This is a genomic window from Kineococcus mangrovi (assembly GCF_041320705.1).
GTDB classification, from domain to species: domain Bacteria; phylum Actinomycetota; class Actinomycetes; order Actinomycetales; family Kineococcaceae; genus Kineococcus; species Kineococcus mangrovi.
Map to the genome: position 1 here is coordinate 385,886 of NZ_JBGGTQ010000003.1, position 11,763 is coordinate 397,648.

Here is an 11,763-nt window from a genome sequence, read left to right on the forward strand (position 1 = left end):
GATCGGGGCCGACCGGCCCGAACCGCTCTGCCGGCGACGACGCCGCAGATCAGACCCCGCCAGAGAGGGGAGGTCGCGAGGACGACGAGGGCGGTGCAGTCGGGGACGACCCCACCGGGTGATCGCGGGGTGGGACGTGCCGCCCCGGCCGCGCCCCGTCGTCCCCTCGCCGCGCGGGCGGCCGAGCCGCAGCAGCTGCTCGACACCCTCCTCGCGCTCGCGGACGGTCGGGGTCGTCACCCCGGTGGGCGCCGGTGGCCCCTCGGCCCGTCCACGAGGTCCACCGGGACGTCCTCGCCGGAGTCCTGAGAGCATCACCCGTGATGAGCAGCCAGACCCGCACCAGCGCCCCCAGCCTCGCGACCGTCGACGCCCCGATCGACGTCGAGTACCTCACGAGCACCCTCATGGAGATGCTCCGGATCCCCAGCCCCTCCGGGCGCACCGACGCCGTCATGCAGGCCGTCGGCGACCACGTCGCCGCCCTCGGGATCCCGTTCGACCTGACCCGCCGGGGCATCCTGCGCGCGACCCTGCGCGGGCGCACGGACAAGGTGCGCCGGGCGGTCGTCGTGCACGCCGACACCATCGGGCTCATGGTCAAGCGGGTGAAGGCGTCCGGCCGGCTCGAGGTCGTGCCCGTCGGCAGCCACAGCGCCCGCTTCTCCGAGGGGGCGCACGTGACGATCTTCACCGACGACCACGACCGCGTGTACACGGGCACGGTGCTGCCGCTGAAGAGCAGCGGGCACACCTTCGGCGACGAGATCGACACCCAGGGCGTCGGGTGGCCGCAGGTCGAGATCCGCATCGACGAACCCGTCGACTCCGCCGAGGACGTGCGCGCGCTCGGCGTCGAGGTCGGCGACTACGTGGCCCTGGACGCGGCCCCGCAGCTGACCCGCCGCGGCTACGTCAAGTCCCGCCACCTCGACGACAAGGCCGGCCTCGCCGCGTGCCTGGCGGCGCTCAAGGCGCTGCGGGACGCGGACCTGCCGCTCGCCGTCAGCGCCCAGTTCCTCGTCACGATCGGGGAGGAGGTCGGGTTCGGCGCCACCCACGGCCTCGCCGGTGACGTGGCCGAACTCGTCGCCGTGGACAACGCGGTCGTGGCCGAGGGGCAGAACTCCCGCGAGGAGATGGTCAGCGTCGCCATGCTCGACATGACCGGACCCTTCGACTACCACCTGTCCCGCCGCCTGCAGGGCCTGGCCCGCGAGCACGACATCCCCGCCGTCCGGGACGTCTACCGGCACTACCGCTCCGACGCCGCCCCCGCCCTGGAGGCCGGGATCGAGGCCCGGCACGCCCTGCTCGGGTTCGGGCTGGACTCCAGCCACGGCCACGAGCGCGCCCACGTCGACGGGCTCGTCGCCCTCGCGCGACTGCTCGTCGTGTACCTCCAGAGCGGGCTGACCTTCGACGACTGGGACCAGTCCGACTCCGGTTCCCTGGCCGACTTCCCCAGCCTCAGCGTGCAGCCGGCCGACCCCGAACCCCTCGACCGGACCGTCGTCGCGGACTGACCGGGCGCCCGGTCCCGCCGCGGCGGGGAGTCCGGGCGCCGCCTGCCGGTGGTGGAGGTCACCGGCCCGCACCGCGTCACCGGGCCGGCCGGGGAGTGCGTCGCGGAACCGGCGGGACGTGTCGAGCACGCCCGGGGGCGGTTCCGGACGCCGGCGCGGAGGGATAGCTTGGGCGCCCCCGGGCGAAGGAGCTCCCATGCACGTCCCCACGAAGCTGCTCGACGACCCCGCCGACGCCGTCACCGACGCGCTGCGCGGGCTGGCCGCGGTCCACCCCGAGCTGACCGTCGACCTCGAGCACCACGTCGTCTCCCGCAACCACGACCACCACGGGGACCACCGGCCCGGCAAGGTCGGCCTCGTCTCCGGCGGCGGGTCCGGGCACGAACCCCTGCACGCCGGGTTCGTCGGTCTCGGCATGCTCGACGCGGCCGCCTGCGGGGCGGTGTTCACCTCACCCGTGCCCGACCAGGTGCTGGCCGCGACGACGGCCGCCTCCAGCGGCGGCGGGGTGGTGCACGTCGTGAAGAACTACACCGGCGACGTCCTGAACTTCCAGATGGCCGCCGAGCTCGCCGACGACGAGGACATCGCCGTCGAGACCGTCCTCGTCGACGACGACGTCGCCGTCACCGACAGCCTCTACACCGCCGGCCGCCGCGGCACCGGCGGGACGCTGTTCGTCGAGAAGGTCCTCGGCGCCGCCGCCGAGCAGGGCATGGCGCTGGCCGACGTCGCCGCTCTCGGCCGGGACGTCGTGGCCCGCAGCCGCAGCTTCGGGGTGGCGCTGAGCCCCTGCACGACACCGGGGTCGGACCGTCCCGGTTTCGACCTCGAACCCGGGGAGATGGAGCTGGGCATCGGCATCCACGGCGAACCCGGCCGCCGGCGCGTGCCCGTCCCGGCCACCGGGGTGGCCCGGGAGGTGGCGCGGGTCTCCGTCGCCGCCATCGCCGACGACGTGCCGCTGGACGGCGAGGAGCTGCTGCTGCTCGTCAACGGGATGGGCGGCACCCCGCTGCTGGAGCTGCAGGTGCTCGCCGGTGACGTCGTCACCGAGCTCACCGGGCGCGGGGCGCGCATCGCGCGGGCCCTGGTCGGCAACCACGTCACGAGTCTGGAGATGGCGGGCGCCATGGTGAGCGTGTGCCGCGCGACCCCGCAGCTGCTGCAGCTGTGGGACGCCCCCGTCCGCACCCCGGCGTTGCGGTGGGGCGCGTGAGCGCCGCGCTCACCGCCGCCGGGGTGCGGGACTGGCTGCAGCGCTTCGCGACCGCCGTCGACGAGCACGCCGGCGAGCTGACCGACCTCGACCGCCCCATCGGGGACTCCGACCACGGGGTGAACCTGCAGCGCGGGACGCACGCCGTCCTCGCCGCGCTCGACGCCGCCGACCCCGCCACCCCGGGGGCAGCGCTCGTCAAGGCGGGGTCCACCCTCGTCAGCACCGTGGGCGGCGCCAGCGGGCCCCTGTTCGGGACGCTGCTGCGCCGGACCGGCAAGGCCCTGGGGGACGCCGACCCCGTCGACGCGGCGGCGCTCGCGGCCGGGCTGCGGGCGGGTCTGGACGCCGTCACGGCCCTCGGCGGGGCGCAGGTGGGCGAGGCGACCCTCGTCGACGCGCTGGCCCCGGCCGTCGAGGCGCTGGAGGCCGGTGGTTCCGCGCAGGAGGCCGCCGGGGCCGCCGAGCGCGGGGCCGCCTCCACCGACGACCTCGTGGCCCGCAAGGGCCGCGCGAGCTACCTCGGCGAGCGGGGGATCGGGCACCGCGACCCCGGGGCCGTCTCGATCGCGCTGCTCTTCGCGGCGCTCGCCGGGTCGACCGCGGAGGACGGCTCGTGAGCGTGCGCGTCGTGCTCCTGTCGCACAGCGCCGACGTGGCCCGCGGCGTCGCCGACCTCGCCGGGCAGATGGCCCCCTCGGCGACCGTCGTCCCCGTGGGCGGGACGGCGGACGGCCGCCTCGGGACCGACGCCGACGCCCTCGAAGCGGCCGTGACGGCCGGGCTGGACGCGGGTGCGGAGGTCGCCGTGCTCGTCGACCTCGGCAGCGCCGTCCTCACGGCCCGGACCGTGCTCGCCGACCTGCCCGACCAGGCGCCCGTCGCGCTCGTCGACGCCCCGTTCGTCGAGGGGGCCGTCGCCGCCGTCGTGACGGCCTCGACGGGCGCCGCGCTCGCCGAGGTGGTCGCGCAGGCCGAGCTCGCGCGGGACCTGCGCAAGGGCTGAGCCTGGCAGGATCCCCCCGTGCGCTGGCTCGTCGTGGACAACCACGACTCCTACACCCACAACCTGGTGCAGCTGCTGGCCGTGGCCTCGGGCACCGAACCGGTCGTCGTCAGCGACGACGACGTGGCACCGGGGGAGCTGGACCTGGGGGGTTTCGCCGGGGTGGTGGTCTCCCCGGGACCGGGCCACCCGGCCGTCCCGCGGGACTTCGCGCTGTCCGCCGACGTCCTGGCCCGGGCGCAGGTGCCCGTCCTCGGGGTGTGCCTGGGGATGCAGGGGATCGCGCTGGCGGCCGGGGCCGTCGTCGACGCCGCACCGCAGCCGCGGCACGGGTTCGTCGAGCACGTCCGGCACACGGGCGGGTCCGTCCTGGCCGGGCTGCCGCAGGGTTTCGACGCCACCCGGTACCACTCGTTCCGCGTCGCCGAACCCCTGCCGGACGTCCTGGAACCCCTCGCCTGGGGCCAGGACGGCGTGCTCATGGCGCTGCGGCACCGGGAACGCCCGCAGGTCGGGGTGCAGTTCCACCCCGAGTCGGTCGCCAGCGCGTGCGGCCCGCGGATCGTGGAGAACTTCGTGCGCTGGTGCCGCCGGTGGGGCCACCCCCGCCGGTACCGGCTGCACGCCCGCCGGCGGCCGGGGCTCGTCGACGCCGAGGCTGTGCTGGCGCGGCTGCTGGCCGGGGACGACGCGTTCTGGCTGGACTCGGCGACCCGCGGCGCCGGCTCGGGCCGGTTCTCCTTCCTCGGGCCGCTCACCGGACCCGCGGAGACGTCCCTCGCGGCGCTGTCCGAGCGGCTGGGCGAGGTCGGTGTCGACGGTGCGCAGGATGTGCCGTTCGAGTTCGCGGGCGGGTACGTCGGGTGGGCCGGGTACGAGGCCAAGGACGAGTGCGGTCTCCCCGTCGCCCGTGACGGGTCCCGCGACGCCGGGACGCCCGCGGCCCGCTGGGTGTTCGTCGACCGGTTCCTGGCCCTGGACCACGACGAGGACGCCACCTGGGTGTGCGCGCTGGCCGAGGAGGGTTCCCCGACGCCCGGGTGGCTGGAGGGGACGGCCGACGCCCTCGACGCCCTCGAACCTCTGCCCGACCCCGCCCCGGCCCCCGACCTGCCCGTCGTCCTCGACACGGCGCCGGGGCGCTACCGGGACGACGTCGTGGCCGCGCAGGAGCAGCTGCGGGCCGGGGAGAGCTACGAGGTCTGCCTCACGACGCAGGCCCGGGTCCCCGTGGACCCGTCCCCGGACGCGGGGGTGGCGGCCTACCGGCGGTTGCGCCGGGCGAACCCCGCCCCCTACGCCGCGTACCTGCGCTCCGGTGGCGTGGAGGTCGTCGGCAGTTCCCCCGAACGCTTCCTGCGCGTCGGCGGGGACGGGCAGGTGGAGACGAGGCCCGTCAAGGGGACGGCGCCGGTGGACACCGACCCCGCGGCGCTGCGCGCGGACCCGAAGACCCGCGCCGAGAACCTCATGGTCGTCGACCTGCTGCGCAACGACCTCGGCCGGGTCTGCTCGCCCGGTTCGGTCACCGTCCCGCACCTCATGGCGACCGAGACCCTCGCCACCGTGCACCAGCTCGTGACGACCGTCCGCGGCCGGCTGCGCCCCGACGTCTCCGCCGTCGAGTGCCTGCGCGCCTGCTTCCCGCCGGGGTCGATGACGGGGGCGCCGAAGCTGCGGACCACCGAGATCGTCGACGCCCTCGAACAGCGCCCGCGGGGGATCTACTCCGGGACCCTCGGCTGGTTCTCCCTCACCGGCGCCGCCGACCTCGCCGTCGTCATCCGCACCGCGGTGCGCGTGGGGCGGGAGTGGCGGGTCGGGGCCGGCGGTGCCGTGGTGCTGGACTCCGACCCCGACGCCGAGGTCGCGGAGGTGCTGCTGAAGCTGCGGGCCCCCCTCGCGGCGCTCACGACGCGACGGGTCCCGGGCACACCTCCCGGCGTCCCGCGCCGGGACGTCAGTCCGCCACGTCGAGCGTGAACCCCCTGCGGCGCAGACGGTCCACGAGGGGGGTGCCGATGCCCGTGGCGGGCGTCAGGACCCCCGCCCGCGCGGGCAGGCGGTCGCCGTCCAGGGCGAGCGCCAGGGCGCTCTCGCCGAGCATGACCGCGGTCGCGGCGTACCCGGGATCGCCCTGGGCGGCCACGGTGACGGTGGCGCGCCGTCCGGACTCCGTGCGCGCGTCCAGGCGCAGCCGGAAGCGCCCCGTGCGGCGGGTGCGCTCGCTGGGACCTGCACCGGGGGAGGGCAGCACGCGGTCGAGCAGCGGGCGCAGGGGCTGGACGGCCAGCAGACCCGTGAGCCCGGCCAGCACCCCCGTGACCGCGCTCGCCCGCAGCGCCGCGGTGCGCCCGGAGAACGCCACGACCTCCGCGTACCGCAGCCGCGGCCCGTAGGCGTGGTCCAGCAGGGCGTTGCTGCGCCGCACCACCCGGGTGTTGTACGAGGCCATGACGAAAGGCGCCACCCAGTCGCCGGCCCCCTCGCGCCGGTGCGGGCGGAACGTGTCCGGCTGGGCGCCCAGGTCGGGTTCGCCGTCCCGGTCCGGGCTCAGGGCGTACGGGTCGGCCACCAGGGCCCGCGCCCGCCGGTCCCGGCGCGCGGTGTCCAGCTGCAGGCGCAGGGAGTCGACCGTGCCGCCGCTGAACCCGCCGCGCACGGACAGCACCTCCAGCGTGGCGCTCACCAGCGGGTCGTCGTCGCGCCGGCGAGCCCACTCGTGCGCGAGCAGCACGGCCAGGTCCGAGGGCACCGAGTCGAAGCCGCACGAGTGCACGATCCGCGCCCCGCCGGCCCGGGCCTCCTCCTCGACGGTGTCGATGCTGCGGCGCACGAACAGGACCTCACCGGTCAGGTCGGCGTAGTGGGTGCCGGCGCGGGCGCACGCCCGCACCAGCGGCAGGCCGTGGCGCAGGTAGGGGCCGACGGTCGAGACCACCACGCGCGCCGACTCCGCGAGCGCGCGCAGCGACCCGTCGTCGGAGGCGTCGGCGACCACGAGCGGCCACCCCGCGGCGGCGGGGCCCAGGTCGCGGGCCACGGCCGCCAGGCGCTCGCGGGAGCGGCCGGCCAGGGCGATCCGCGTCCCGGCCGGCGCGTGCGCGGCGAGGTGGGCCGCGGTGAGCCGGCCGACGAAGCCGGAGGCGCCGAACAGCACGATGTCCACGTCGCGAGCCACGACCGCACGCTAGCCCGTCGGTCCCGGCGACCGGTGCGGTCCCGGCGATCGGGTCCGGGGACCGCCGGGCTCAGAGCCCCACGGCGGTGCGCTGCAGCCTCCCGGTGAGGGTCGCGTCGACGGGCAGGGGCGCGCCGTCGAGCGAACGGACGGGGGCGGCTCCGCGCAGGCTCGACAGCAACCACGCCCCGTCGGCGCGCAGCAGGTCGGCGGGACGGCAGGACGCCTCGCGCGCGGCGAGCTCCACGGCGAGGGCCGCCAGGGTCGTGCCCGGCAGGACGGCGCGGCCCGCCTGCGGCGGGGTCCACCAGCGCCCCCGCGCGCACCACAGCAGGTTCGCCGTGGGGGCCTCCAGCACCTCACCGGCGCCGTCGAGGAACAGGGCGTCGTCGGCGCCGCGGCGACGCGCCTCGCGCAGCGCGGCGGAGTTCACGGCGTACGAGGACGTCTTGGCGGCCCTCAGCAGCCACGGCGCGTCCGGGACCGTGCTCGCGCCGCGCGCCAGCGTCACGACGTGGACGCCGTCCCGGCCGCGCCGGACGCCCGCCGGCAGCGGGCGCAGGGTCGCGGTGCACACCCCGGCCGACGCCGCCAGCCGCAGCACGGCCTCCGCGCCGGCGGGGACGTCGTCGGTGATCCCCACCACCAGGTCCGCCCACGCGGCGCGGTCCAGCCGGTGGCCGAGCACCGCGGCCGACCGCTCGAAGCGGTCCAGGTGCTCGGGCAGCCGGACGACGCGCGGCGGTGTCCCGCCGTGGACGAGGAGGGTCTCGAAGACCCCGTCCCCGCGCAGCCCCGGGTCGTCGGCGGGCACCACCGGGGCGTCCCAGGGGACCTCGCCGGTCCCGAGGACCGCCGTCCGGGGTCGTGGAGCGCTCACCCCGCGGTGCTGCGGGTCACTCGTCGTCGGTCCCACCGGCGGCGTCCAGGCGCTCGCGGGCGCCGTCGAGCCACACCTGGCAGCGGTCGGCCAGGGCCTCCCCGCGCTCCCACAGCGCCAGCGCCTCCTCCAGGCCGGTGCCGCCGGTCTCCAGGCGGCGCACGACGTCCACCAGCTCGTCGCGGGCCTGCTCGTAGCTCAGCTCGCCGGGGTCGGGCAGGGTCTGGGTGGTCTCCTCGGGCACCCCGGGAGGCTACCCAGCCGCCGGGCCCGGCCGGTCACCCCGCGGTGGCCGCGACCTCCCCGTCGGCCAGCCGCAGCCGCAGCGCGGTGCCGGCCGGGGCGTCCGCCGGCTCGCGCACGAGGGGCCCGTCCGCGCGCTGCACGACGGCGTACCCCCGCAGCAGCGTCGAGCGCGGGGACAGCGCGCGCACGCTCGTGCGCAGGTGCTCCACGTCGACGGCCGCCCGGTCCAGGCGGGCCGCCAGGGCCCGGCGCGCCCGCTCCCGCAGCCCGTCGACCTCCGCGGCGCGCGTGTCGACCAGGACGTGGGGAGCGGCGAGCACCGGCCGGCTGCGCAGGGCGGCCAGCGCGTGCTCCTCGCGCCCGACCCGGCCCGCGACCGCGCGCCGTGCCCGCGCCCGCAGCTGACGCACCCCGGCCAGCTCCTCGACCACGTCCGGGACCACGAGGCGGGCCGCGTCCGTCGGCGTCGAGGCGCGCACGTCGGCGACGAGGTCGACGAGCGGGTTGTCCACCTCGTGCCCGATGGCCGAGACCACGGGGGTGCGGGCGGCGGCCACAGCGCGCACGAGGGTCTCGTTGCTGAAGGGCAGCAGGTCCTCGACACCGCCGCCGCCGCGGGCCAGGACGACGACCTCCACGGCGGGGTCGGCGTCGAGCTCGGCGAGCGCGGCCACGACCTCGGGGACGGCGTTCGGGCCCTGGACGGCCACCTCGCGCACCTCGAAGCGGACGGCGGGCCAGCGCAGGCGGGCGTTCTCCACGACGTCGCGCTCGGCGGCCGAGGCCCGCCCGCAGACCAGGCCGACGGTGCGGGGCAGGAACGGCAGCGGCCGCTTGCGGTCGGCGTCGAACAGGCCCTCGCTGCGCAGCACGCGCTTGAGGTGCTCCAGGCGGGCCAGGAGCTCACCGACCCCGACGGGTCGCACGTCGTCGGCGGCCAGGCTCAGCGAACCGCGCTTGGCGAAGAACTCCGGCCGGGCGTGCACGACGACGCGGGTGCCGTGGGTCACGCCCTCCGGCAGGGCCTCGCGCAGCCGGCCCAGCGCGCGGCGCGCGATCGTCACCGGCAGGGACATGTCGGTGTCGGCGTCGCGCAGCGTCACGAAGACCACGGAGGAGCCGGGCCGGTCGGTGACCTGCACGACCTGCCCCTCGACCCACGTCCACGGCATCTTCGCGATGTAGGCGTCCATCTTGGCGGCGAGCAGCCGCACGGGCCACGGGTTCTCGGCGGTCGTCTCCCCGGCGGTGGTGGGACGGCGCGGGGGCGGGTCGGCGGGCGCGGCGGGCACGTGGGCATCCTCTCCCGGCCTGCTCCCGCGGTGGGGCCGGGGCGGGTGCGCCGACCTACCATGGGTGCTGTGAGCCAGACCGCCGAGACCGCAGCCGCCACGACCGCAGTCCTCGACGGGGCCGACGACTGCGGCGACACCTCGCTGCTGGCCCGCCCCGCCGAGCGCGGGTCCTGGGACGGCGGCAAGCGCGTCCTGCTCGCCGCCCCGCGCGGCTACTGCGCCGGGGTGGACCGCGCCGTCGTGGCCGTCGAGAAGGCCCTGGACCTCTACGGCGCCCCCGTCTACGTGCGCAAGGAGATCGTGCACAACAAGCACGTCGTCCGGACGCTGACCGAGCGCGGGGCCGTCTTCGTCGAGGAGACCGACGCCGTGCCCGAGGGGGCCCACCTCGTCTTCTCCGCGCACGGGGTCAGCCCCGCGGTGCGCGAGGCCGCCACGGCCCGCTCGCTGCAGACCATCGACGCCACCTGCCCGCTGGTGACCAAGGTCCACAAGGAGGCCGTCCGCTTCGCCTCCCAGGACGCCCGCATCCTGCTCATCGGCCACACCGGTCACGAGGAGGTCGAGGGCACGGCCGGGGAGGCCCCCGAGCACATCACCGTCGTGGACAGCCCCGAGGTCGCCGACACGATCGAGGTCGAGGACACCGGCAACCTCGTCTGGCTGTCCCAGACGACGCTCAGCGTCGACGAGACGATGGAGACCGTGCGCCGCCTGCGCGCCCGGTTCCCGCACCTGCAGGACCCGCCCAGCGACGACATCTGCTACGCCACGTCCAACCGGCAGGTCGCGGTGAAGAAGATCGCCCCCGAGGCCGACCTCGTCATCGTCGTGGGCAGCGCGAACTCCTCGAACTCCGTGCGGCTGGCCGAGGTCGCCCTCGACGCCGGGGCCCGCGCCGCGCACCGCGTCGACAACGCCGGCGAGGTCGACGACGCCTGGTTCGAGGGCGTCACGACCGTCGGGCTCACCTCCGGCGCGTCCGTGCCCGAGGTGCTCGTGCAGGAGGTGCTGGCCCTGCTCGCCGACCGCGGCTACGGCGCGGTCGAGGAGGTCACCACGGCCATGGAGGACCTGCAGTTCGCCTTGCCGACCGACCTGCGCCGCGACCTCAAGGCCGCCGCCGGTGGTCGCCGGTCGCTGCCCGTCACCCCCGTCTGACCCCCTCGCCGGTGCGCTGCCCGGCGTCGTCCCCGGGGACCGCGTCGAGCAGCTCCGGCGCGGTGAGGGGCCGCACGGCGTCCTCCAGCGGCACCGGCTGCGCCAGCTCCTCGTCGGCCAGGTCGAGGTCGCGGATGCGCCGGGCCGAGACGAGCACCCGCCGCTCCAGCGTGCCCACGAACCGGTTGTAGTCCTCCACCGCCCGGTGCAGCGTCCGCCCGAGCGAGGCCGTGTGCCCCCCGAGCGTGCCGAGCCGCTCGTACAGCTCCCGCCCCACCTCGAACAGCTCCCGCGCGTTGCCGGCGACCGCGTCCTGCTGCCAGGTGAGGGCCACCGTGCGCAGCAGGGCCAGCAACGTCGTGGGCGTGGCCAGGACCACGCGGCGCGACATCGCGTGCTCCAGCAGCGCCGGGTCCGCCTGGCACGCCGCGGCCAGGAACGCCTCACCCGGCACGAAGCAGACGACCACGTCGGGGGAGTCCTCCACCGCGCTCGGGTACTCCTTGGCGGCCAGGGCGTCCACGTGCCCGCGGACCGCGCGGGCGTGGGCCGCCAGCTCGCGGCGGCGCTCGCCGTCGTCGGTGGTCTCGCCGGCGCGCAGGAACGCCGCGAGCGGGGCCTTGGCGTCGACGACGACGTGCTTGCCGCCGGGGAGGTTGACGACGAGGTCCGGGCGTACCCGGCCGCCGCTGCGGGTCGTCAGCGTCGCCTGCTCGGTGAAGTCGACCCGGTCGAGCATCCCGGCGTGCTCGACGACGCGGCGCAGCTGCACCTCCCCCCACGACCCGCGCGAGCTGGAGGCGCGCAGCGCACCGGCCAGGGAGGCCGTCTGGTCGCGCAGCGCCTCGGTCCCGGCGGAGACCGCGCGCAGCTGCTCGCTCAGCCGGGCGTACTGCTGCACCCGGTCCCGCTCCAGCGCCGCGACCTGCGCCTCGACCCGTTCGAGCGTCGCCGCGACGGGCGTCACGGTGGCCGTGAGGGCGTGGCCCGTCGCGACGCGCTCCTCCAGCTCGGCGACGCGGGCGCTCAGCAGGTCGCGCTCTGTGCGCAGCGCGGCCTGCTCGGGGGCGGCCCGGGCGCGCAGCAGCCACCGCAGCAGCAGGGCCCCCGTGACGACGCCCACGAGCAGGCCGAGGAGCAGACCGAGCAGGAGAGCGGGGACGTCCATGCCGGGGACTGTGCCACCCGTCTCGGACAGGCCCCGGGCGAGGCCTCGGGCACGGGGACGGGGGCCCCGGGCGGGTAG

At 76.9% G+C, this 11,763-nt stretch carries 11 protein-coding genes; 6 read left to right on the forward strand and 5 right to left on the reverse strand.

Annotation, left to right across the window (positions count from 1 at the left end):
- Positions 1–323 precede the first annotated feature (323 nt).
- The 5 genes from AB2L28_RS07750 to AB2L28_RS07770 all read left to right on the forward strand — a co-directional run bounded on the left by AB2L28_RS07750 (position 324) and on the right by AB2L28_RS07770 (position 5,737).
- A complete protein-coding gene (locus AB2L28_RS07750) occupies positions 324–1,526 on the forward strand; it encodes an osmoprotectant NAGGN system M42 family peptidase (RefSeq protein WP_370718172.1) in 1,203 nt (400 codons plus the stop codon).
- A gap of 196 nt (positions 1,527–1,722) precedes the next feature.
- Positions 1,723–2,748, forward strand: coding sequence for a dihydroxyacetone kinase subunit DhaK (gene dhaK, locus AB2L28_RS07755; RefSeq protein ID WP_370718173.1), 1,026 nt, complete (start codon positions 1,723–1,725; stop codon positions 2,746–2,748).
- Positions 2,736–3,368, forward strand: coding sequence for a dihydroxyacetone kinase subunit DhaL (dhaL, locus tag AB2L28_RS07760; protein WP_370718174.1), 633 nt, complete (start codon positions 2,736–2,738; stop codon positions 3,366–3,368). Before dhaK ends, dhaL begins: the two co-directional genes overlap by 13 nt.
- The gene (dhaM, locus tag AB2L28_RS07765; RefSeq protein ID WP_370718175.1) at positions 3,365–3,754 is read left to right on the forward strand and encodes a dihydroxyacetone kinase phosphoryl donor subunit DhaM; all 390 of its coding nucleotides are present in this window, start codon (positions 3,365–3,367) and stop codon (positions 3,752–3,754) included. The genes dhaL and dhaM overlap by 4 nt, the downstream gene beginning before the upstream one ends.
- 18 nt (positions 3,755–3,772) lie before the next feature.
- Positions 3,773–5,737 carry a chorismate-binding protein gene (locus tag AB2L28_RS07770; protein WP_370718176.1) on the forward strand — a complete coding sequence of 655 codons (1,965 nt, stop codon included), beginning with the start codon at positions 3,773–3,775 and terminating at the stop codon, positions 5,735–5,737.
- On the opposite strand, the gene AB2L28_RS07775 is transcribed toward AB2L28_RS07770, so the two are convergent.
- From AB2L28_RS07775 to xseA, 4 genes are all read right to left on the reverse strand, one after another.
- Positions 5,715–6,935: a saccharopine dehydrogenase family protein gene (locus AB2L28_RS07775; protein ID WP_370718177.1), complete on the reverse strand. Its 1,221-nt coding sequence runs from the start codon at positions 6,933–6,935 to the stop codon at positions 5,715–5,717. The genes AB2L28_RS07770 and AB2L28_RS07775 overlap by 23 nt on opposite strands.
- Positions 6,936–7,005: 70 nt before the next feature.
- A complete protein-coding gene (locus AB2L28_RS07780) occupies positions 7,006–7,815 on the reverse strand; it encodes an aminotransferase class IV (RefSeq protein ID WP_370718178.1) in 810 nt (269 codons plus the stop codon).
- Positions 7,816–7,831: 16 nt separating this feature from the next.
- On the reverse strand, positions 7,832–8,059 hold the full coding sequence (locus tag AB2L28_RS07785) for an exodeoxyribonuclease VII small subunit (protein WP_370718179.1): 228 nt from the start codon (positions 8,057–8,059) through the stop codon (positions 7,832–7,834).
- Positions 8,060–8,093: 34 nt separating this feature from the next.
- The gene (gene xseA / locus AB2L28_RS07790; protein ID WP_370718180.1) at positions 8,094–9,353 is read right to left on the reverse strand and encodes an exodeoxyribonuclease VII large subunit; all 1,260 of its coding nucleotides are present in this window, start codon (positions 9,351–9,353) and stop codon (positions 8,094–8,096) included.
- Positions 9,354–9,500: 147 nt separating this feature from the next.
- On the opposite strand from xseA, the gene AB2L28_RS07795 reads away from it, so the two are divergent.
- The gene (locus tag AB2L28_RS07795) at positions 9,501–10,517 is read left to right on the forward strand and encodes a 4-hydroxy-3-methylbut-2-enyl diphosphate reductase (protein WP_370718384.1); all 1,017 of its coding nucleotides are present in this window, start codon (positions 9,501–9,503) and stop codon (positions 10,515–10,517) included.
- Here AB2L28_RS07795 and AB2L28_RS07800 read toward each other — a convergent pair.
- Positions 10,504–11,685 (reverse strand): DNA recombination protein RmuC, encoded by a 1,182-nt coding sequence (locus AB2L28_RS07800; protein WP_370718181.1) that lies wholly within the window; start codon positions 11,683–11,685, stop codon positions 10,504–10,506. The genes AB2L28_RS07795 and AB2L28_RS07800 overlap by 14 nt on opposite strands.
- Positions 11,686–11,763 lie beyond the last annotated feature (78 nt).